Annotated in this window: 23 protein-coding genes; 21 read left to right on the top strand and 2 right to left on the bottom strand. The window is 68.4% G+C overall.

The window, feature by feature from the left end:
- The first annotated feature begins 27 nt into the window (after nt 1-27).
- Entirely contained in the window at nt 28-411 is a 384-nt protein-coding gene (locus LH400_RS00780; RefSeq protein WP_229150744.1) for a hypothetical protein, read from the top strand.
- A gap of 119 nt (nt 412-530) precedes the next feature.
- Here the strand turns inward: LH400_RS00780 and LH400_RS00775 are convergent, their stop codons facing one another.
- On the bottom strand, nt 531-824 hold the full coding sequence (locus LH400_RS00775) for a hypothetical protein (protein ID WP_229150743.1): 294 nt from the start codon (nt 822-824) through the stop codon (nt 531-533).
- A 95-nt stretch (nt 825-919) separates the two neighbouring features.
- Here LH400_RS00775 and LH400_RS00770 point away from each other — a divergent pair, with 95 nt between their 5' ends.
- From LH400_RS00770 to LH400_RS00745, 6 genes are read left to right on the top strand one after another with little or no spacing between them, the layout of a single operon-like run.
- On the top strand, nt 920-1,390 hold the full coding sequence (locus tag LH400_RS00770) for a hypothetical protein (protein ID WP_229150742.1): 471 nt from the start codon (nt 920-922) through the stop codon (nt 1,388-1,390).
- Entirely contained in the window at nt 1,387-2,514 is a 1,128-nt protein-coding gene (locus LH400_RS00765; protein ID WP_229150741.1) for a hypothetical protein, read from the top strand. The genes LH400_RS00770 and LH400_RS00765 overlap by 4 nt, the downstream gene beginning before the upstream one ends.
- Nucleotides 2,511-3,107, top strand: coding sequence for an MT-A70 family methyltransferase (locus tag LH400_RS00760; protein ID WP_229150740.1), 597 nt, complete (start codon nt 2,511-2,513; stop codon nt 3,105-3,107). The genes LH400_RS00765 and LH400_RS00760 overlap by 4 nt, the downstream gene beginning before the upstream one ends.
- Nucleotides 3,104-3,988 (top strand): DNA adenine methylase, encoded by an 885-nt coding sequence (locus LH400_RS00755; RefSeq protein WP_229150739.1) that lies wholly within the window; start codon nt 3,104-3,106, stop codon nt 3,986-3,988. Before LH400_RS00760 ends, LH400_RS00755 begins: the two co-directional genes overlap by 4 nt.
- Nucleotides 3,985-4,254: a hypothetical protein gene (locus LH400_RS00750; RefSeq protein WP_229150738.1), complete on the top strand. Its 270-nt coding sequence runs from the start codon at nt 3,985-3,987 to the stop codon at nt 4,252-4,254. Before LH400_RS00755 ends, LH400_RS00750 begins: the two co-directional genes overlap by 4 nt.
- Nucleotides 4,251-5,540 (top strand): DUF7146 domain-containing protein, encoded by a 1,290-nt coding sequence (locus tag LH400_RS00745; protein WP_229150737.1) that lies wholly within the window; start codon nt 4,251-4,253, stop codon nt 5,538-5,540. Before LH400_RS00750 ends, LH400_RS00745 begins: the two co-directional genes overlap by 4 nt.
- Before the next feature lie 128 nt (nt 5,541-5,668).
- Here LH400_RS00745 and LH400_RS00740 read toward each other — a convergent pair whose 3' ends face one another.
- Nucleotides 5,669-6,304, bottom strand: a complete 636-nt coding sequence (locus tag LH400_RS00740; protein WP_229150736.1) for a hypothetical protein — start codon at nt 6,302-6,304, stop codon at nt 5,669-5,671.
- Nucleotides 6,305-6,403: 99 nt separating this feature from the next.
- Here LH400_RS00740 and LH400_RS00735 point away from each other — a divergent pair, with 99 nt between their 5' ends.
- From LH400_RS00735 to LH400_RS00670, 14 genes are all read left to right on the top strand, one after another.
- On the top strand, nt 6,404-8,230 hold the full coding sequence (locus LH400_RS00735; protein WP_229150735.1) for a DNA primase family protein: 1,827 nt from the start codon (nt 6,404-6,406) through the stop codon (nt 8,228-8,230).
- A gap of 360 nt (nt 8,231-8,590) precedes the next feature.
- Complete coding sequence (locus LH400_RS00730) at nt 8,591-9,439, top strand: hypothetical protein (RefSeq protein ID WP_229150734.1); 849 nt, start codon at nt 8,591-8,593, stop codon at nt 9,437-9,439.
- 94 nt (nt 9,440-9,533) lie between these two features.
- Nucleotides 9,534-10,136, top strand: a complete 603-nt coding sequence (locus tag LH400_RS00725; RefSeq protein ID WP_229150733.1) for a hypothetical protein — start codon at nt 9,534-9,536, stop codon at nt 10,134-10,136.
- A 225-nt stretch (nt 10,137-10,361) separates the two neighbouring features.
- On the top strand, nt 10,362-10,946 hold the full coding sequence (locus LH400_RS00720; RefSeq protein ID WP_229150732.1) for a hypothetical protein: 585 nt from the start codon (nt 10,362-10,364) through the stop codon (nt 10,944-10,946).
- The gene (locus LH400_RS00715; RefSeq protein ID WP_229150731.1) at nt 10,943-12,916 is read left to right on the top strand and encodes a phage terminase large subunit family protein; all 1,974 of its coding nucleotides are present in this window, start codon (nt 10,943-10,945) and stop codon (nt 12,914-12,916) included. The genes LH400_RS00720 and LH400_RS00715 overlap by 4 nt, the downstream gene beginning before the upstream one ends.
- Nucleotides 12,916-14,508: a phage portal protein gene (locus LH400_RS00710; RefSeq protein ID WP_229150730.1), complete on the top strand. Its 1,593-nt coding sequence runs from the start codon at nt 12,916-12,918 to the stop codon at nt 14,506-14,508. The genes LH400_RS00715 and LH400_RS00710 overlap by 1 nt, the downstream gene beginning before the upstream one ends.
- Nucleotides 14,508-14,762 carry a hypothetical protein gene (locus LH400_RS00705; RefSeq protein WP_229150729.1) on the top strand — a complete coding sequence of 85 codons (255 nt, stop codon included), beginning with the start codon at nt 14,508-14,510 and terminating at the stop codon, nt 14,760-14,762. The genes LH400_RS00710 and LH400_RS00705 overlap by 1 nt, the downstream gene beginning before the upstream one ends.
- An 11-nt stretch (nt 14,763-14,773) precedes the next feature.
- Nucleotides 14,774-16,039 carry a S49 family peptidase gene (locus LH400_RS00700; RefSeq protein WP_229150728.1) on the top strand — a complete coding sequence of 422 codons (1,266 nt, stop codon included), beginning with the start codon at nt 14,774-14,776 and terminating at the stop codon, nt 16,037-16,039.
- A 49-nt stretch (nt 16,040-16,088) separates the two neighbouring features.
- Complete coding sequence (locus LH400_RS00695) at nt 16,089-16,802, top strand: head decoration protein (RefSeq protein WP_229150727.1); 714 nt, start codon at nt 16,089-16,091, stop codon at nt 16,800-16,802.
- A gap of 98 nt (nt 16,803-16,900) precedes the next feature.
- Nucleotides 16,901-17,950 carry a major capsid protein gene (locus LH400_RS00690; RefSeq protein ID WP_229150726.1) on the top strand — a complete coding sequence of 350 codons (1,050 nt, stop codon included), beginning with the start codon at nt 16,901-16,903 and terminating at the stop codon, nt 17,948-17,950.
- A 13-nt stretch (nt 17,951-17,963) separates the two neighbouring features.
- Complete coding sequence (locus LH400_RS00685; protein WP_229150725.1) at nt 17,964-18,344, top strand: hypothetical protein; 381 nt, start codon at nt 17,964-17,966, stop codon at nt 18,342-18,344.
- Nucleotides 18,344-19,159, top strand: coding sequence for a hypothetical protein (locus LH400_RS00680; protein ID WP_229150724.1), 816 nt, complete (start codon nt 18,344-18,346; stop codon nt 19,157-19,159). Before LH400_RS00685 ends, LH400_RS00680 begins: the two co-directional genes overlap by 1 nt.
- Complete coding sequence (locus LH400_RS00675) at nt 19,156-19,617, top strand: baseplate assembly protein (RefSeq protein WP_229150723.1); 462 nt, start codon at nt 19,156-19,158, stop codon at nt 19,615-19,617. Before LH400_RS00680 ends, LH400_RS00675 begins: the two co-directional genes overlap by 4 nt.
- Nucleotides 19,618-19,636: 19 nt before the next feature.
- A complete protein-coding gene (locus LH400_RS00670) occupies nt 19,637-19,879 on the top strand; it encodes a PAAR domain-containing protein (protein ID WP_229150722.1) in 243 nt (80 codons plus the stop codon).
- Nucleotides 19,880-19,886 lie beyond the last annotated feature (7 nt).

The raw sequence follows: 19,886 nt of genomic DNA, 5'->3' as shown, positions 1-19,886 counted from the left end.
GGAAACAATGCCGCATTTTCCGCAGCCATGAGCGCCATCCCATCACTCCGCGAGCAGCTGGTCACCGTCGCCGACGTCTACGGCAAAGCCATCAAGCGACGGCGCGGCACCATCTCGGCTCAGATTTTCAACCGCGGCTCGCGCCTCGACGAACTGGCCGCGGGGTCGAGCGACGTCGGCACGGTCAAGTTCGAGATGGCGATGCAATGGCTGTCCGACCACTGGCCGGAGGGCGCCGTCTGGCCGGAGGGCGTCGCACGCCCCACGCCGCAGCCGCAGGACGGGGCGGGTGTCGTTGGCGGCGCTGGCGCTGACGGCTCGGCTCATGGCGGCGAACCTGCGGCAGGCGGTCGCAGCGATCACGCAAATTCCGTCAGTGAGACTTTGCAAACCGAGGGAGCCGCGTCGTGAGCCGCTCGCCGATCTCCGTCCCTTGGTCACGTGACATGGCGATTGACCCGATCCTGTGCCGGCATCTCGTGTCGACGACGCTGACCGTGCGCCAGTTCTCGCAAGTCGTGCCGGCGGACTCAGCTGGCGTCGGGATCATCTGGGAGAGGGTCGAACTCGGGAATGACGACGGTCCCCTTCTCATCCAGCCATCCGGCGCTTTGACCGGCCGTCAGGATCATCGCGGCCAGATCACGGGCCAGGACCGGATTGAGCAGCACGTCGGCAACGTCGCCGTGACGACTCATCATTCGCAGCAGAAGGGCGTGCGGATAGACCGCGACCTCGATCGAGCGGATCTGTGCGAACCGCTCGAAGGCGTCGTCGGGAATGCGCGGCGGCTTCCGCGTCGCCGCATCGCGCCACGCTTCCATCTGAGCCTCTGTGAACGCCTTCATCGTATCCTCCTGCGGTTGTCGCAGCGGCTAGTGTCGGGCCATGATCGGGATGCTGACAAGAGGCGCGGTCGATGACCTTCCGCGCCTCCTCCGACAAGCAGCGCGCCGCCCTGAAGACCGCGACCTTTGCCTCCCTTCAGGCAGGCGGGGGCGGGACGGCGATCGCGCGCAACCAGCTGACGCGGGTCAACGCGACCATGCTGTCGCTCTATGCCGCGCCGCACGAGACCGAGCGCTTCGCCGGGCTGGACGTGGGGCTCGACCTCGACCTCGTCGCCGGCCAACCGTTTCACGCCAGAGCCCTCGCCTCGGCGCAGGGGTTCTGCCTTCAGCCGCTGGACAGCCACGCCTGCCGGGGCGCCGGGCCGGGGCTCGCCGATGTCGCGGCGCTGATCGTCGAGGCGCGGGACGTCGAGCTGACGCTGATCACGGCGATCGACGACGGGGCGCTCAGCCCCAACGAAAAGCGGGACATCAAGCGCGAGATCGCCGAGCTGCGGCAGGTGCTGGATGCGATCGAAACGAAGGTGGACGCGGCATGAAGCGCTGGACCGAGACAGAGACGTGCCAGGCCGAGACGCTGTGGGCCGAGGGGCATTCGATGGGCGAGATCGGCACCGCGATCGGGCGCACGCGGCAGGCTGTGCGGAGCTTCATTCTCAACCATCTGGACCGGTTTCCCGAGCCCGATCCGGCGGTTCGGCAGGCGCGGAAGGACGCGACCGCGGCGGCCGAGGAGCGGCGAAAGGTGGCGCTGGTGGCGCCGCTGTGGCGGGACGGCGCGACGCAGGCCGAGATGGCGACGGCGCTCGGCCGGACGGTCTCGACCGTGCAGCGGCTGATGCGGACCTATCCGGAGGATTTCGCGCGGAGCGACGAAGCGGACGGCGTGTCGGCGCGGCGGCAGGCGGCGCGGCTCGACGCGGCGGCGGACCTCGCGGCCCAGGGCCAGAGCCTGCGCGAAATCGGCGGGGCGCTCGGGGTCTCGACCTCGACGATCAAGCAGTTGAAGGCGGCGCATCCGGAGCGGTTTCCGGCGGCGCCGGCGCCCGTGGCGGACAGCACGATCGACCGGGCGGCCGCAATGTGGGCCTCCGGCTCGACGGCCACGGCGATCGCGGATGCGCTCGGGATGCGGGACAACGTGTTCCTGCATATCCGGCGGACGAACCGCGCGCGGTTTCCGAAGCGGTCGCGCGGCGCGAAGCCGGCGCGGGCGGCGCCGATCGGGCGCGGCGGCGAGGCAGCGATCTCCCCACCCGTGGGGGAGATGGGCGGCAGCCCAGAGGGGGGCGCCTCGGCGCGATCCTCCGCTAGGTCGGCGCGCGTCTCGCCCCCCTCTGCCTTGCCAGGCATCTCCCCCGCCAGGGGGGAGATCAGCAGCTTTGACGCCGGCGCGCACACGGCGCCGCCGGCAAAGGCGGACGCCTTCCGGCCGCTGCCCAGCACGGAGCCGGCGCGGCTGTGGGACGCCTGCGGCTGCCGCTGGCCGGTGCATGTCGACGGGTCCGACCCGATGGCGAGCGCGACGGTCTTCGTCTGCGACGCGGTCCAGGCCGTGACCGGGACGACGCGGGACGGCGCGGCGGTGCGCTCGCCCTGGTGCGCGGCCCACGCGGCGATGGCCAGCGGCGAGGCGGAATATCGGGCGCGGAGGGCGGCATGACGATCGACTTCGGCCTGCCGCTGTTCTCTTTCGACCTGGTGGTGATCGACTGCCCGTGGCCCTGGGCGACCTGGTCGGCCGCCGGGCAGGGGAAGTCGCCGCAGGCGCATTATGACGTGATGTCGATGGACGACATCGCGGCCTTGCGGGTCGGCGATCTCCTGGCGCCGGCGGGCGTCCTCGTGATGTGGGCGACCTGGCCGCTGATCGAACGGCAGGCGGGCGTGATGCGCCGCTGGGGCCTGAAGCCGGTGACCGGCGGCGCCTGGGCGAAGCGGACGGCGAGCGGCAAGCTGCGCTGGGGTACGGGCTATGTGCTTCGCTCGGTGTGCGAGCCGTTCCTCGTCGGCGCGCTGCCCGGCGCGGCGATCGCCATGGGGCGCTGCATGAATCTGGTCGAGACGCTCGACCATGCGGCCGTCGACGGGATCGCCCGCGAGCACTCGCGCAAGCCCGAGGAGTTCTACGCGCTGACGGAGGCGCTGGTGCCGGACGGGCGCCGCGCCGACATCTTCGCTCGCGAGGACCGGCCGGGCTGGACGTGCTGGGGCAACGAGGTCGGCAAGTTCGCCGGCGCCGAGGTGGCGCAATGAGCGCCTGCCCGACACGCCCCGCGCTGCGCTGGTTCGGCGGCAAATGGCTGCTGGCGCCGAAGCTGATCAGCCTCTTTCCGCCGCATCGGATCTATGTCGAGCCGTATGGCGGCGCGGCCTCGGTCCTCCTGCGCAAGCCGCGCGCCTATGGCGAGGTCTACAACGAACGCGACGAGGAGGTCGTCTCCTATTTCCGGGTGCTGCGCGATCCGGAGCAGGCGGCCGAGCTGATCCGCCGGTTGAAGCTGACGCCGTTCGCAAGAGCAGAGCTGCGCGACAGCTACGAGCGATCCAGCGCGGTCGATCCGATCGAAACCGCGCGGCAGCTGGTCGTGCGCAGTTTCATGGGGTTCGGCTCGAACGCCGCGGCGACGCAGCACAAGGGCGCCAACTCGACCGGCTTCCGCTCGAACGCGAACCGGTCCGGCACAACGCCCTCGATGGACTGGCGCAACCTGCCGCAGGCGCTGCCGGCGCTGACCGAGCGGCTGCGCGGCGTGGTGATCGAGGGCAAGGACGCGATCCCGATCATGCAGCAGCACGACGGCGCGTCGACCCTTCACTATGTCGACCCTCCCTATCCGCATGCCACGCGATCGCGGCGCAATCCCTACTGCAAGAAGCACCTCTACCGGCACGAGATGAGCGACGCGGATCACGGCGCGATGCTCGACGTGCTCCTGTCTCTCAAGGGCATGGTGGTGGTCTCGAGCTACGCGTCCGCGCTCTACGACGAGGCGCTGGCTAGCTGGGAGCGCACGACCTTCGAGACGTTCGCCGACGGGGCCAGGCCCCGCACGGAAGTGGTCTGGTCGAACCCCGCGGCCGTCGCCGCGCGGCGCGACTGCGCCATGCCGCTTTTCGTCGAGGCCGCAGAATGACCGCGACGGCTCCAAGCCTGCCGCTCGCTGCCGGCGATGCGGGTCTCGACCGGCAGCTGCTCGTCTTCGCGCAGGTGCATCTCGTCGCCGGCGGGACGCTCGACGCGGCAGAGGCGCATGCGCGCTTTGCAAGGTTCTGCCGGCGGCGGGGCGCCGAGCCGATGGCCCCGGCGCCGTTCGAGGCGGCGCTGCGGCGGCTCGCCGGGAGCGCCGAGGCGGGCGGCGGGACGATCGGGGGAATCAGCCTGAAGGAGATGGGCGCTTGAGCGGCGACCGGGATCTCACCGACCTCTTCGTCGAGGAGGCGCGGGCCGTGACCGTCGGCGAGGCGGTGGAGCGGCTGGGGGTGGCGGGCCTGAGGCCGGCGGGGATCGGCGAGAGCGTCGGCCCGTGCCCGGTGGCGGGCGGGCGCGACGGGTTCTCGGTCAACACGGTCAAGAACGCCTGGAACTGCCGCAGATGCGGCGACGGCGGCCATGACGGGATCGGGCTCGCCGCGCACAATCTCGGGCTGGACGTGAAGCGCCGGGAGGCGTTTCTCGCCGCCTGCGCCGCGGTGCTGGGGCGGCCGGTGCCGGAGGGCGGGGCCGAGTCCGACGAGGCGCGGGCGGAACGGGAGGCCGCGCTGGCCGCGCGGCGCGAGGCGGCGGCGACACGGGCGGCGCGGGAGACGCGGACGCAGGCGGATTTTCGCGAGCGGGAGCGGCGCAAGGCCGCTGGCAAATGGCTCCAGGCGGATGGGAAAGAGCTTCTGGCCTATGGCTATCTCGAGGCGCGGCTGGGGCTGGGGCGCCGCGTGCTGCCGGTTCTGCCGGCGCTGCGGGTGATCGCCGCCGAGCCTTATTGGCACGGGACGGGCGAGGACGGCCGGGCGGTGGCGATCCATGAGGGGGCGGCGATGGTGCTGCCCTTCGTGGACTCGGGCGGGACGGTGATCGGCTGTCATCTCACCTGGCTCGATCCCAGCGGGCCGAAGGGACGACCCACCCTCTGCGATCCCGCGACGGGCGAGCGTCTGCCGACCAAGAAGATGCGCGGCTCCAAGAAGGGCGGGTTGCTGCCGCTGGTCGGCTTCGGCCTGCACGCGGACGGGCGGATCCTGCCCGACCCGGCGCGGACGCGGCTCGTCCTCGGCGAGGGGATCGAGAACGTGCTGGCGATCGGGGTCGCCGAAGGGTTTCGCGCCGATACGCTTTATGCGGCCGCCGGCGATCTCGGCAATCTCGCCGGGCCCGCCGATGGAAGGAGCGCCTTCTCGCATCCTGAGCTGACGAAGGTGGGCAAGGACGGCAAGGCGCGGCCTCTGCGGGTCGCTGGGCCGGTGCCGAAGCCAGACCAGGACGCGGGCGATGCCGTCCAGGCGCCCGCAGGGTTGACGGAGATCCTGCTCGTCGCCGACGGGGATTCGGAGCGCTACGCGACCGCCGCGGCGATGCTGCGGGCGGAAGCGCGGCTCAGCGCGGGCGGGCGCGCGGTCACGATCGCCTGGCCGCCCAAGGGAATGGACTTTGCCGAACTGCTCAGCGGCGCAGGCGAGAGGAGGGCGGCGTGACGTCAAAGCAGTCGATCTTCGAACCTAAGATGCGACGAAAATTGCACCTAGATCGCCAGTTCGATCTTGGCGATAGCCGTTTCGGCGCCGTTCAGACGCTGGCAATGACATGCCATGGCAGCCCGTACTCAAGTAAGAAGATCCGGCGCCTCAGCTTTGAGTTCGATCGGAATTCGCCGTTCCCCGATCAATTCGCCGATGATCAAGATGCCGGCTGCGACCTGCTCGCGTCTGTCCCGAAGGGAGACCTCGAGACGAATCGTTGCAGACGGCGGGCGTTCGCTCCGATCTTCCCACCCGGGTACGCGACAGGCCACCATATCTCCGAATGCGCCCCGTTCCCCTTCCTGCTCGACCCAGACAGGCTCTCCAACCCAATTTGGCCCGTAGCATCCTACGGCCCAGATCTCCATTGGGCGCCGGTTCCAGTTTACGATCCGGATATCTGCGGAGAGATTGTCTTTTGGCACCGTAAGCACGTCGACAGTCGGAGAAGCGTCTCCGAGAGTGAAATCCGCCTGTCTCCTTGCCTCATTGGCTTGTTGCCGCAAGGCCGGCAGTGTGAGACCCGCCGCAAGCAATGCACCGGCAGCCGCAGCCCATCCGCTCGATGCGGCAAACCATTCCCTGAGACAGTGATCGTCCGTCGTGATGCACCAGGCCGACTGCTCGAAGGCCGTTCGGGTGATCAGCACCGCCATGAAACCGCCGAACGCTGCAGCCGCAGCGTGGAGGAGAAGTGTGCTCTTGGGACCATTCAGCATGGTGGTCTGAATAGCACTATTCTCTGTGGAAGTGGCCAAGGAAGCCACAGCGATTCAACCGAGAATCGCGTCCTCAATCCACCCTGTGCGGCCTAATCCATGGCAAAGCGAGACGACAGCGGCCTTGCGGCCGTCCAGGCGATATTGGCCCGCGCCAGCGCGATGGCTTCCGGCACGGTGCTGCCCGCCGAGCCCGAAGCCCGCGAACCCGTTTCCGCGGGAACGATCCGGGTCAACGGTCGCGAGATTCCGCAAGGCGCCGATCCCGAGTCGGTCGACGAGATCGTCAGCGGCTTCTGTGCAGATCTCCACCAGTCGGACACCGACAACGGCATCCGCCTGATCGCGCATTTCGGCCGGGACATCCGCGTTCTGGCGCAGGAAAAGGCCGACAAGCCGCTCTTCGTCGTCTGGACAGGGCGGCACTGGGACATCAACCAGGGCCGGCCCCGGGCGCAGCGCGTGGCGCAGCGGCTGGGCGGGCGGATCCTCGGCGAGATCGCCTTCCTGAAGCCGTCGCAGAAACAGGCGGCGGTGCTGGAAGCGGCCGTCACCCTGCGCGCGAGGCCGGCGGAGGAACTGTCGCCCGCCGACAAGCTGGTGCTGAACGAGGCGGCGGCGATCGAGAAGGGGATCGCGGGCGCGCGAAAGGCGCGGCGCGACTTCGCGATCTCCTGCGAGAACTCGGCGCGGCTGAAATCCATGCTCGAGCAGGCGGCGCCGCATCTGATCACCGATCCCGAGGCCTTCAACGCCGATCGCCTGAAGGTGGCGGTGCGCAACGCGACGCTGTCCTTCTCGGCGCGCGATGTCCTGGAGGTGAACCCGGAGGCCGAGCGCGAGGACGCGCCGGCGGAGACGCCCGACCACATCCGCGTGCGGCGCGGGACGCTGCATGTGGAGCGCGGGCACCGGCGCGAGGACATGATCTCCGAGGTCGTGCCCGTCGCCTATGATGCCGGGGCGACGTGCCCCGCCTGGCGCGCCTTTCTCGACGAATATCTGCCAGATCCGGCCGTGCGGCGCATGGTGCAGGTCGCCTTCGGGCTCGGCCTCCTCGGCGTGACCGTGCAGAAGCTGTTCTTCCACTATGGCAATGGCGCCAACGGCAAGAGCGTCTGCATGGAGGTGATCTGCCGCGTGCTCGGCCAGTCGGCCGTGACGCTGCCGTCCTCCTCCTTCTTCGGGCCCTCCGGCCAGGCGGGCGCGGCCTCGCCTGATATCGCCCGGCTCTATGGCCGGCGGCTCCTGCGCGTGAAGGAGCTGCCGAAGGGCGAGCCCCTGCGCGAGGACCTCGTCAAGGAGCTGACCGGCGGCGAGACGATGACCGGCCGCGACCTCTTCGCCGGCTATTTCGACTTCCGCCCGATCTTCACCGTCCACATGTCCGGCAACAACTACCCGACGATCACCGGCACGGACGACGGCATCTGGCGGCGCATGGCCGTGGTGCTCTGGCCGAAGACGATTCCGATCGATGCGCGGCGCGACTTCGAGGACGTCGTCGCCGGCTTCGAGCCCGAGCATGCCGGCATCCTCAACTGGCTGATCGAGGGCGCGCTGATCTATCTGGAGGAGGGGCTGCAGATCCCCGAGACAGTCCAGCGCGAGACGCAGAAATATCGCGACGAGATGGACCCGACGGCCGCCTTCGTCGCCGCGCATGTGCGGCCGCGGCCGGGCGAGGAGGTGACCGCGCGCGACCTCTATCACGCCTATTTCTCCTGGGCGGAGGGCTCGTCGGTGAAGCCGATCTCGGAGACGGCCTTCGGGCGCAACATGGCCAAGAAGTTCACCCGCGAGGACGGGCGGGTGCGCAAATACCGCGACATCACGCTGATCGACCCGCCGCGCCGCGAGGGCGACCCCGGCACGCCGCCGGAGGACCGGCCGTTCTACGACCCGGATCTCGGCCGCTTCACATGAGCGAACGTCGCCAAGCCCGCGAACCCGTTCGGCTTCCCCGCTTCTCTCGCGGGGTCTCGCACGCGCCCGAACCGCCGCCTTCTCTGCGAGGGTCGCGAGGGTTTCGCGACGGTTCTGCGATGGTTTCAACGGGGTGCGGGGGCTTGCGGCATAGGGCTTTGCGAGGGTTTGCGAGGGTTCTGGCGGCCCTACTACACATGAGAAGGGCTGCGGGGTGATGAGGGCTCACGTCCTATAAGGCGAGGAAAAACCCTCGCAAAAACGGCTTATCTCATTGAAATATATCGTCAAAAACTATCGCTAAAACTCTCTCAAACTATCGAAAAACTATCGCAAACCCTCGCAAATGAAGGGACGGGCATGAAACGGATCGGGATCGAGGCGCTGCTGAGCTGGGCCTACAGGCAGGAGCTGCCGAAGGCGGGGTCGGGCGGCGAGGCCGGCCAGGCGCTCGGCGGCGGCTGGGACGCGATCAGCGACTTCGGCGAGATCTGGACGCTGATCGACAGCTCCAACGCCTGGGGCTGCGTGCCGGACTATTCGGCCGAGGCCGAGCCGCATCCGGACGCGGTGATCGTCGGGCGGACGGTGAAGGCGCTCGGCGACGCCTGGTTCGAGATGCCGGAGGCGGCGGATGGCTTCGACATGCTCGCCGATGTGAGGCTTTCGGGCGGGGAGCGGCTGACGGACGGCGAGCGGGCGGACTGCCATGCGCGCGGCTTTGCGCTGGCGCGGGTCGGCATGGCCGGGCGCGTGCCCGGGCTGATCATCCGCCACGCCATGCTGCAGACGCGGCCGGGCTGGTCGGCGGCGGGGACGGTCGAGCGGCGGGCGGTGCTCAACCCGCAGGGCGGGCCGGCCTGGTTCCGCACGGTGATGCGGTCGGCGGGGGCGGGCAGGCCGGATCTGCCGGTGGAACTCGACGGGTTCAACCGGGCGAGCCGGCGGCCGCATCCCGGCGCCTATCAGAAGACGCGGCTGGTGCCGGACCCGGCAGGGCTCGTCGCCGAGAGGCTGGACTATCAGGCCTGGGCGCTGGGGTTGGCGACACTTGCGGGCGATCTCGCCGGGCGGCTGGCTGGGCATGCGGTTGACGGGCCGTACGTGCGCCTGTGGCCATGGGAGGGCGAGGGCGCGCATGCGGCGGCGGTGGTCTCGATTTCGGAAAAATCGGGCGAGGCGAGCGGGCGGGCCGAAAAAGCCGCTTGACGTGCGACGATGATTTGGTGGATACCAAGCACGGATAAAAAGATCAGAACGCCTCGGGGCCACCCCGGGGTGTTTTTCGTTGGGGGGGTGTGCCGTGGCTGATGTGTCCCTGCGTGTCACCGGCGACGGGCTCAAGCGGTTCGACAATCTCGTGGCCGCGCTATCCGACGGCGAGATCGCGACGATCGCCAAGCGAGCGCTGAACCACACCGGCGGCAAGGCGAAGACGCAGGTCATCCGTGCGCTGACCAAGCAGACCGGGCTGAAGCGCAAGACCATCGTCCGGGCCGTGAAGGTGCGACCGGCCACGGCCGGGCGGCTCGAATACACCATGGCCTCGTCCGGCGGCGACATCGCGCTGAAGTATTTCGACGCGCGGGAGACGCGGGCCGGCGTGTCGGCTGCGCCGTTCGGGCGGCGAGAAGTGTTCCCGCACACCTTCATCCGCGGCGGTCGCTTTCCGAACCGGAAGGACATTCACCGCGGCGGCACGGTGTTCACGCCGGATCTGTCGAACCCGAAGTGGGGGCGAGGGAAGGAAGAGCGCACGTCGGGCGTCATCATTCCAGCGGAGATGGTCAAGGGTGCCACGGCTGCGGCCTTCGAGAAGGCGGCCGAGGCGCTGTCGGACCGGCTGTCGCACGAGATGGCGCACTCGGCGCGGCTGCGCGACCTCACGGGCGGCGGGGTCTTCTGACCGGCCGCAAAGGGCTGGAAATGCTGGGTTTCTAAGCCTGCTGCAGCAGCCATAGCCGGGTTTTGATGCCAATCTGCAACACTGTGGCATTTGCGATCGAGACGGGTCCCTTTTGGCCCTCCCAGCCACCCCGCGGGCGGGACTGCTCCCGAAAAACCGGCAGTTATCGTCTGAAAAGCCAAGGTTGACCGGGTTGACCGGGTTGACGTTCCGGAGTTGACGCGGGTGACCGAGACGGTGGGGCAGGGCGCGACGGGGCTGATGTCCCAGGTCGAGTATGCCAAGCATCGCGGCGTCTCCAAGCAGGCGATCGGCAAGATGGTGGCGGCCGGGAAGATCCCGACGCGGCCGGGCGCCGGCGGCCGGAAGCTGATCGACGCGGCCGAGGCCGACTTCGTGCTCGGCGAGAACCGGATGCGGCTCGACATCGGTCGCGAGGATCCGCCAGCTGCCGCGCCGTCTGCGCCTATGCCTACGACGCGGGAATCGTCGTCGAACGGGCTGACGCAGGCCCGGACAGAGACCGAGCGCTACAACGCCCGGATGGCGGAGCTGAAATACCGCCAGATGGTCGGCGAGGTGATCCCGACCGACGACGTGCGCCGGGCGATGGAACGCTGCGCCGAGATGCTGCTGCGCGGGATCGACCAGCTGCCGACCAAGGCCGACGACCTCGCCACCGCCTTCCAGCGGAGCGGCGTCGCCGGCGTGCGCGACGTGCTGAAGAGCGCGGCGCGCGAACTGAAACAGAGCCTGTCCGACAACATGCGGCTGACGGCCGCCCCAGACGAGGAAGAGGAGGGCGAATGATGGCTACACATCCGAAAGCCCTCGCGCTGATCGCCGGCATCTTTGCGGGTATCCTGACGCCGCAGGCGCCGATGACGCCGTCGGCCTGGGCGAAGGAAAACCTCGTCGTGCCGGACGGTCCGCGCGCCGGGTCGCGCTGGGATCTGTCGCTGACCCCTTACGTGCCGGAGATCATCGACGCTCTCGGCCCCGACTCGCCGCACAACATGGTGGCTGTTCGCAAGTCCCAGCAGACCGGTATCTCGGTCGCCGGGATCGCCCTGGTCGGCGCCTATATCGATCAGGCGCCGTGCCGCATTGCCTATGCCGTGCCGCGGCAGGAGGACATCGGCGAGTTCAACCGCGAGAAGCTCGGCCCGTCGATCGCCGGCACCAAGTCGCTCAAGGCCAAGGTGCGCGGGCAGATGTCGCGCTCCGGCGAGGGGTCGACGCAGACCTCGAAGCGGTTCCCCGGGGGCTCGCTCAAGCTGCTCAATGCCGGCGTCGCGACGGAGCTGAAGAGCAAGACGCTCAAGGTCGGCATCGGCGACGAGGTCGACGAGTGGGCATTCGACCTCGACGGTCAGGGTGACGCCTTCGATCTCTTCCTCGGCCGCTTCACAGCCTTCCACGCGACCGGCGACTGGCGCGTCCTGGCGCTATCGACGCCGACGCTGGCCAAGACGTCGCGGATCGACCGGCTGTTCAAGGACGGTGACCAGCGGTTCTGGCACATCCGGTGCCCGGGCTGCGACGATGAGATCGTGCTCACCTACGAGCATCTGAAGCACAACGACCATCCGCCGTTCCAGGCGTACTATGCGGCGCCGTGCTGCGGGCGACCGATCGAGCATCACGAGAAGGCGGGTCTGGTTCGCGCCGGTCGGTTCGTCGCGACCAATCCCGACGGGCTCTATCCGTCCTTCCATGTCGATGCGCTGATCTCGCAGCTGACGACCTGGGACAAGCTCGCCGAGGCTGCGGTCGCGGCGCACAAGAGCGAGTCGAAGGACAAGACTTTCCACAATCTCTGGCTCGGCCTGCCCTACGAGATGCGCGGCAACGCGCCGGAGTGGGAGCGGCTTATGGAGCGCCGGGAGGCGTCGCTCGTCCGCGGCGTCGTGCCGGCGAAGGGGCTGATCCTCGTCGCCGGCTGCGACGTCCAGCACAACGGGCTGCCGGTCGAGGTGGTCGCGTTCGGCGAGGACCGGCAGAGCTGGTCGATCGAGGCGCTGTTCCTGGAGGGGCCAACCGACGATCCGAAGGCCGGCGCCTGGACCGCGCTCGAGGCGCTGCTCGCGCGACGTTTCACCGACATCTACGGGCAGGAGCGGCGGATTGAAGCCATGGCCGTCGATAGCGGCGACGGTGGCCGCACGACGCAGGTGCTCGAGTGGTGCCGCCAGCATGCCGGCGCCTATGCAATCAAGGGCGTCGCGGGACGCGGCGTTCCGGCCATAGGTCTTCCGTCGAAGAAGTCGGTCACCAAGGGCGGCAAGCGCAAGCGCTATGGCTCGGCGCTCGCCTGGCCGGTCGGGACATGGGGCCTGAAGTCAGAGCTCTACGCCAATCTGCATAAGTCCGGTGCGGCCGCCGGCGGGGAGATCGACCCGCCGGGCTATTGTCATTTCGGTCCGTTCCACGATGCCGAATATTTCAAGCAGCTGACGGCGGAGTATTTCGACCAGCAGATCGTCCGCGGCCGCATGCAGGAGGACTGGAAGCGGGCCCGACGGGAGAATCACTTCCTCGACGCGAGGATCTACGCCATGGCGATGGCCGAACATCTCGGCCTGTCGCGGCTGACGCCGGATGGCTGGGCTCGGCTGAGGGCACGGGTGCTGCCGTCGCCGCAGGCCGACATGCTGTCGCCCGCGGCGATGCAGATCGCCGGGACCGGCGACATCGAGGCGAAGGCTGAAGGTCTCCCGGTCAAGCCGAAGAAGCCGCGGCAGTCGCCGGCCGAGATCTCCTCGCGGCTGAATCGCTGATGAGCGCTGTCGTGAAGCCTCGGGTGCGCGTTCCAGCGGGGTCGCATGCCGTGCCGATGGCCGGCTATCTGCGCGGCGTTCCGGGATCGGTCGTCGGATTGCAGGCGCCGCGGCCGGTGCTGCGCGACCGGGCGGACAATGTCCGGCTCGCCTGGCGCGAGACCAATGCGCTGGCCGACGACGCGACGATGAACTCCGGCTGGATCGCCGGCGTCCTCGACCAGGTGATCGCGCTGATGATCGGCACCGAGCTCCGGCTCAGCGCCAAGCCGGACCTGTCGATGTTCGGTTTCGACGAGAAGCAGACTGCGGCCTGGGCCCGGCGTGCCGAGATGCGCTACCACATCTGGTCGTCGCAGCCCTATGAATGCGACGCGGGCGGCCGGTACACGATGGGGCAGATCCAGGCTGCCGCGGTGCGGCAGTGGTTCGCCACTGGCGAGATCGTCGCCGAGGTGCCGTGGGTCCCTCGCCCCGGAGCCGAGGCTGCAACCAAGATCTCGCTCTTGCCGTCGCACTGGCTGTCGCAGACGTCCGATCCGTTCAACCGTTTGTTCCAGGGCATCCGGCTCGATCCGCATTCGCTGCCGGTCGGCTATGTCTTCGACACGCGCGATGCGACCGGCATGATGCAGACGCGCGAGCGGCGTGCGCGCGATCGGTTCGGACGGCCGGAGATCGTCCATGTCTTCGACGGCGGTGCCCGCCAGGTGCGCGGCATCACGCCGCTCGCTCCGGCGCTGAAGGTGCTTCGTCAGTTCGACCAGCTTGCCGATGCGACACTGACCGCCGCGCTGATCCACGCGATCTTCGCCGCGACGATCGAGAGCGACTATCCCACCTCGGACGTGATGCAGGCGCTGCAGGACGAGGACGAGGTCGCCGGCAGCGGCGGCGAGCTCGCCGGCGCCTTCGACGCGTTTCTTGCCCAGAAGGTCGGATGGCACGAGAAGGTCAACATCGATCTCGGCCGCCACGGCAAGATCGCGCATCTGCTCGCCGGCGAGCATCTGAAGCTGCAGGGCTCGGAACATCCGAACTCGACCTATGAGGCCTTCGCCAACTTCCTCTTGCGGGAGATCGCAGCCTGCCTCGGTGTGATGTTCGAGGACATGACCGGCGACTTTCGCGGCGCAACCTATTCCTCGGTCCGGATGGGCATCGCCAAGAAATGGCCGCTGATGGAATATCGGCGCCGGCACATACCGGGGCGGCTCGCGACAGCTGGCTATCAGGCGTGGCTCGAGGAGGAGATCGACGCCGGGCGGATGCAATTGCCCGGCGGGATCGACGCATTCGTCGCGAACCGCGCCTCGATCACGCGCTGCGACTGGAAAGGTCCGCCGAAGCCTCAGGCCGACGACGTCAAGGCGGCGAAGGCGCACGAGATCTGGTCCGGCCTCGGCGTAATGACGCAGGAGATGATCTGCAACGATCTCGGTGTCGATCACGAGGACGTCCAGGAGCAGCTCGCCCGCGAGAAGGCCAACCGCGAGCGGCTCGGTCTGCCCGATCCGATGATGGGCCAAAATGGCGGACCGCCGCTCGACGATCCCGCCGATCCCGCCGATCGCCCGCAAGGAGACGCCTGATGGCCTCGATCTTCGACGGGATCGACATGAGCGACCCCTGCGCGCTGTGGCCGAAGCTACAGGAAATCCATGACCGTCTGCTGGCTGGGGAGCAGGTCGTCGAGGCGCGGTTCGGCACCGACCAGAAGCGCTGGCAGCCGACCGACATGAAGGCGCTCGCCGCCCGCATCACCACTCTGAAAAACGAGTGCGCCGTGAAGCTAGGCGGCCGTCCGCGGCGGCATGCGATCCGCGCCGGCTTCCGGTCTTACTGAGGAGATTGGCGATGCGAGTTCTCGAAGCTGCGCGTTCGGCGCCATGGGCGATGCTGCCCGAGCGTGTCGCGGAACTGATCGAGATCGCCGGGCGCGAGAACGAGGTGACACCGGAAGCGCTGGAGGCGTACCGCGCGCGCTCGGTACCGTCTGCCGAGAAGCTCGGCCTGCGCGGCAATGTCGCGGTTCTGCCGGTGATCGGGCCATTGTTCCGGCGAGCCAATCTGTTCACCGAGTTTTCCGGGGCGACATCCTACGACATCCTGCGGCGTGACTTCCAGGTCGCGCTCGACGATCCGTCGATCACGGCGATCGTGCTCAACGTCGACAGCCCCGGCGGCGAGGCCAATGGCTGCGACGAACTGGCCGCGGCGATCTACGCCGCGCGGTCGCAGAAGCGGATCGTCTCCTATGTCGGCGGCATGGCCGCGTCCGGCGGCTACTGGATCGCGTCTGCCGCCTCGGAGATCGTCGTCGCGGAAGGCGCGCTGCTCGGCTCGATCGGTGTCGCGCTCGCCGTCACGGACACGTCGGCCCGGGACGAGCGCAACGGCGTCAAGCGGATCGAATTCGTCTCGTCGCAGTCGCCACACAAGCGGCCCGACCCCCAGAGCGACAGCGGCCGCGAGCAGCTGCAGCGCATGGTCGATCAGCTCGCCACCGTCTTCATCGCCGCCGTCGCCCGCCATCGCGGGGTCTCCGAGGCGAAGGTGCTCGAAACCTTCGGCCAGGGCGGTGTCGAGACCGGCGCCCAAGCCATCGCGGCCGGAATGGCCGACCGGGTCGGTTCGTTCGAAGGCGTCGTCGCAGATCTTTCCCGCGCCTCCGACGGGCGCACCCCCTCGCAAAGCAGGAGACTTTCCATGAGCGAGACCAACGGCGGGCCCGCAGCCGAGACCGCGGGCATTTCGAAGGCCGATCACGACCGGGCTGTCGCGGCCGCGCGCAGCGAGGGCGAAACTGCCGGCGCGACGTCCGAGCGTGGGCGCATTGCGGCGGTGATCGCAGCCGAAGGCGTCGAGGGCAATCCGGCGAAAATTTCCGCGGCTGTCGATCTTGCGATCAAGTCGCCGGGCATGGCGGCGGAAGACGTCGCGTCCTTCGTCGCGGCGAATGTCCACGCGCCGGCGCAGGTCTCGACCGCATCGCTCGCGGCGCGCCAGGCAGCGAACCAGGAGGGAGATCTGCCGGTGGCCGACGCTGGCGGTGACAAGCCGGCGCGTTCGCGGCTTTCGGCCTCGGTCGATGCCGCCGTCGCGTCGATGAAGCGCAGCTGACGCGCCAATCATCGGCACCCGCCGCCCGACCTCAACGGAGAACTGACCCATGTCCATGCCCGTCTTCAAGATGAGCCGCGCGCCGATCATGTCGGGCCTGCTCAAATGGGAATCCAACCCGGAATTCTGCCGCGAAACCGGGACGCTGCTCGCCGGCGCCGGCGCGGCGCGTATTGTGAAGCTCGGCACGCTGCTCGGCCTTATCACCGCCGCTGGTGCGATGGCGGCGAGCGCTTCGGCGGATGCCGGCAATACCGGCAACGGCACGATGACCATGGCCGACCCGTCGACGACGACGGCGGCCAAGGCCGGCATCTACCGGGTCGTCTGCACGACCGGCGGCGCCGACGGCACCTCGAAGTTTCGGGTCGAAGATCCCGAGGGCGTGCAGGTCGGCACGGCGACTGGCGGGGCGGCTTTCACCAAGCAGATCAAGTTCACCATCGCCGGCGGAGGCACGGCCTTCGCACCCGGCGATGCCTTCTCGGTGACCGTGTCGATCGCGGCCGACGACGACGACGGCAAGATCGTCGCATGGGACCCGGACGCGACCAACGGCTCTGAAGTCATCCATGGCGTCAGCCTGGTCGAGGCGACGGCGGCGGACGGCGTCGACAATACGACCGACCTTCTGTTCACGCGTCGAGACTCGATCCTGTTCATCGGCGCGATCCAGTGGCCGAACGGGCTCACGTCGGACCAGAAGGCGAAGGCGGTCGCCGACCTCAAGGCGATGCCGACGCGCATCATTCTGCGCGACTGACGGGACCCGCTCTCGGACCCGGTGAACCGGGCGGGCGCCGAGCGGCGACCCGCCCTTTTTCTTGAGCGGCGAGACCGCGACGCGAAAGGCGCCTGACAATGCCCGAACTTCTGTTTCCCTACACGAATGTGGAGCTGACCCAGGAGGTCAACCGCGTTCCCAACACCTACGGCCTCCTCAACGCGCTGAACCTCGCGCCGTCCGAGCCGAAGGCGTCGCGCATGGTGCGGATTGACTTCCGCGATGGCGAGCTGGTCGTTCTCGCGGCGCAGGTTCCCGGCGGTCCGTCGCAGCTGACGCCGGACGATACCGAGACCGGCGTGATCGTGACGATCCCGCATTTCCCGCATCTGGAGGCAATCCGCGTCGGCGACCTGGAAGGCAATCTCGAGGTCGTCAACGGCCAGATCACCGAGCGCTCGCTGGTGCGCGAGACGACCCGTAAGATCCTGTCGATCCGCCGGCATCACTCGATCACCCGCGAATATCTGCGGCTCGGCATGCTGCGCGGCCTGATCAAGGACGGTAAAGGTCGCACGCTCTACGACCTCTACGATGTCTTCGACATCACCAAGAAGGTCGTCGACTTCGCGCTCGGCACCGACACGACCGACGTGATGGAGAAGTGCGAGGAGGTCCGCGACCACGTGATGACGAACATCAAGGGCGAGACCGTCGGCATGTTCGAGTCGGTCGTCGACCCGATGTTCTTCTCCAAGCTGATCAAGCATCCGAAGGTCGAGAAGTTCTGGCTGCAGGCGCAGAATTCCGGCGTGCATAGCCTGATCTCCCGGCAGCAGCTCGCCGGCAATTGGGGCCGCGTGTTCGAGTTCGGCGAGATCCTCTGGCGCGAATACAAGGGCGGCCTGCCGGTGAAGGACGGGCAGGGCGGCACGACGATCGAGAAGAACGTCGCCGACAATTCCGGCCAGGTCTACCCAGCTGGGACGCAGGGCATGTTCCGCACCTTCGAGGGGCCTGTCCACCATATCGACATGGTCAACGAGGCGCCCGCCGGCGGCAACGAATTCATCTACATCTCGACCAAGGTGCTCGACCATGGCGAGGGCGTCGAGATGAAGTCGCAGTCGAACACGCTGGCGATCAACAAGCAGCCGGAGTGCGTCGTCCACGTGACGACGAACTAAGACTGCCCCTTCGATGCCGATCCTTTCGACGCTCGCCGAGACGCAGAGGGCGGTGATCACCGACGATGCGTTCGGCGAGCGGATCCTGGTGGTGCCGCGGGTCAAGGGGCAGGTCGATCCGGATCGCAGCGAGGTCGAGATCGTCGGCGTGTTACGGACCGGGCCGGTGAAGGACGCGAACATGACCGAGGGCGGGATGGCGCAGTCCTGGCGGACCATGCTCTCGGCCGGAAAGGCGGAGCTGCATCTCGACCAGCATCGGTATCCGGATCTCGTCATCCGGAAGGACGACGAGATCCGGGCGCTGGAGCGGCCGGGGCAGCCCTGGTTCGCGGTCGAGACCTTCGATGACCGGAATGCGCCGCGGCTCATCATCGGACTGTCGGAGAGCTGATGTCTCTGGTCGCGATCGCTGTCCGGATTGCCGCCGTCGAGGCGATCCGGGGCCGGACGCTGTTCGGCGGGAACGTGCTCGACTCCGAGGCAGCGGCGCTCGACGCCCGGGCCGATGGCTCGCTGGTCACCGATCAGGAGAAGCCGTTCGTTTCGGTCTATCTCTACAGCGGCAAGCATGCGCGGGAAGCCGGCGAGCTGCGCTCGCTGTTCGTCAACGGCCGCTGCGACATCGGCTTCGAGATCGGCATTGCCGCCACGATGACGGTGCGCAACGAGAAGAACGAGAAGGTGGTGGTCGCGGACCTCCCGTACACCGACGCCGCCAACGAGTTCATTCTCGGCATTGTCGGGCGGCAGATCCGGGCGGCGCTCACTGATCCGGGCAATGCTTGGGGCGCGGTGTTCCTCGGCCTGATCGGCCATATCGCCGAACTGGAATTTGCGACCACCCGCCGGGCCGAGGGGCAGCGGGTGGCCGGCCACCAGCTGATGCTGTCGGCCGATCTCGCGGACGATCCCATTCCGGGCGAGGCGCTCGACGCCGACACGCCGTTCGGCCAGTTCCTGGCGCTGCTCGACGCCAGCGAAGATCCGGTCCGGCAGACACAGGCGGAGATGATCCGGATGGCGCTCGGCCCGGTCGACGATCGCGGCTGGGCGGTGCTGCAGCGGCGTATGGGGCTGACGGCGGACGAGCTGTTTGCGCTCGGGCGCGGGCCGATCCCGCAGGATGCGGAGGGGGCGACGCCGGAGAATGTCGCGACGACGGTCGAGATCGACGGCGTCGGAACGGTCGAGGTGACGCCGTCATGATCGGTGCGCTCGTCGCGGATATGAACGCGCTGAAGGTCGAGCTCGAGCAGCTGAAGACGCTGTTCGGCAATGCCGTGCATGTCGGTCCGGTCGCCGCGCTCGATGCCGAGAAGGGATATCGCATCCGGCTCGGCGGGACCGACGACGAGCCGTATCTCTCGCCCTGGTATCCGCATCCGGAGACCGGCAAGACGTCGGTGCCCTTGAAGATGGGGCAGGTGGTCGGGCGGGTGAACCATGCCGGCGACCCGCGCATCGGGTTTCTGTTGCGCGGCGGCTATTCGGACGAGCATCCGACGCCGAACCAGAACATGCAGGCTAACGTGTTCCACGATGCCGGCGTGCGGATCGAGGTCGTCGACAACAAGCTGAAGGTCACCGCCGACGAGGCCGTGACGCTGGAGATCGGCACGAACATCAAGTTCGTGGTTCCGGCCTTCGACGTGAACCCGGGCTGACATGCCGCCGGTCGCGCGCGTGACGGACACCGGGTCGCATGGCGGCCAGATCGTCACCGGGTCGCCCTCGCGCAGCTGCGACGGTCTCAAGGTCGCGCGGGTCGGCGACATCTACGACTGCCCGATCCACGGGCCGAACCCGATCGTCACGGGCTCGTCGATCTCGACCGCCGAGGGGCGGAAGGTCGCACGGGTCGGCGATCGCACAGAGTGCGGGGCGGTGATCGTCACCGGCTCGCCCACCCATTCCGACAACGGTTAGGAGGCCT

Origin of the sequence: Jiella soli (assembly GCF_020615385.1) — a bacterium.
Lineage (GTDB): Bacteria > Pseudomonadota > Alphaproteobacteria > Rhizobiales > Rhizobiaceae > VKMB-3413.
The sequence above is the reverse complement of the archived record's forward strand: the minus strand, read 5'-3'. Positions and strand labels throughout refer to the sequence as shown.

What these genes read in the sequence shown, in the direction of transcription:
- LH400_RS00775 (WP_229150743.1), bottom strand. Translation starts at nt 824, where the DNA reads ATGGAAGCGTGGCGCGATGCGGCGACGCGGAAGCCGCCGCGCATTCCC.
- LH400_RS00705 (WP_229150729.1), top strand. Translation starts at nt 14,508, where the DNA reads ATGGCCTCGATCTTCGACGGGATCGACATGAGCGACCCCTGCGCGCTG.
- LH400_RS00740 (WP_229150736.1), bottom strand. Translation starts at nt 6,304, where the DNA reads ATGCTGAATGGTCCCAAGAGCACACTTCTCCTCCACGCTGCGGCTGCA.
- LH400_RS00755 (WP_229150739.1), top strand. Translation starts at nt 3,104, where the DNA reads ATGAGCGCCTGCCCGACACGCCCCGCGCTGCGCTGGTTCGGCGGCAAA.
- LH400_RS00715 (WP_229150731.1), top strand. Translation starts at nt 10,943, where the DNA reads ATGATGGCTACACATCCGAAAGCCCTCGCGCTGATCGCCGGCATCTTT.
- LH400_RS00750 (WP_229150738.1), top strand. Translation starts at nt 3,985, where the DNA reads ATGACCGCGACGGCTCCAAGCCTGCCGCTCGCTGCCGGCGATGCGGGT.
- LH400_RS00695 (WP_229150727.1), top strand. Translation starts at nt 16,089, where the DNA reads ATGTCCATGCCCGTCTTCAAGATGAGCCGCGCGCCGATCATGTCGGGC.
- LH400_RS00730 (WP_229150734.1), top strand. Translation starts at nt 8,591, where the DNA reads ATGAAACGGATCGGGATCGAGGCGCTGCTGAGCTGGGCCTACAGGCAG.
- LH400_RS00675 (WP_229150723.1), top strand. Translation starts at nt 19,156, where the DNA reads ATGATCGGTGCGCTCGTCGCGGATATGAACGCGCTGAAGGTCGAGCTC.
- LH400_RS00780 (WP_229150744.1), top strand. Translation starts at nt 28, where the DNA reads ATGAGCGCCATCCCATCACTCCGCGAGCAGCTGGTCACCGTCGCCGAC.
- LH400_RS00685 (WP_229150725.1), top strand. Translation starts at nt 17,964, where the DNA reads ATGCCGATCCTTTCGACGCTCGCCGAGACGCAGAGGGCGGTGATCACC.
- LH400_RS00680 (WP_229150724.1), top strand. Translation starts at nt 18,344, where the DNA reads ATGTCTCTGGTCGCGATCGCTGTCCGGATTGCCGCCGTCGAGGCGATC.
- LH400_RS00735 (WP_229150735.1), top strand. Translation starts at nt 6,404, where the DNA reads ATGGCAAAGCGAGACGACAGCGGCCTTGCGGCCGTCCAGGCGATATTG.
- LH400_RS00690 (WP_229150726.1), top strand. Translation starts at nt 16,901, where the DNA reads ATGCCCGAACTTCTGTTTCCCTACACGAATGTGGAGCTGACCCAGGAG.
- LH400_RS00765 (WP_229150741.1), top strand. Translation starts at nt 1,387, where the DNA reads ATGAAGCGCTGGACCGAGACAGAGACGTGCCAGGCCGAGACGCTGTGG.
- LH400_RS00710 (WP_229150730.1), top strand. Translation starts at nt 12,916, where the DNA reads ATGAGCGCTGTCGTGAAGCCTCGGGTGCGCGTTCCAGCGGGGTCGCAT.
- LH400_RS00700 (WP_229150728.1), top strand. Translation starts at nt 14,774, where the DNA reads ATGCGAGTTCTCGAAGCTGCGCGTTCGGCGCCATGGGCGATGCTGCCC.
- LH400_RS00760 (WP_229150740.1), top strand. Translation starts at nt 2,511, where the DNA reads ATGACGATCGACTTCGGCCTGCCGCTGTTCTCTTTCGACCTGGTGGTG.
- LH400_RS00770 (WP_229150742.1), top strand. Translation starts at nt 920, where the DNA reads ATGACCTTCCGCGCCTCCTCCGACAAGCAGCGCGCCGCCCTGAAGACC.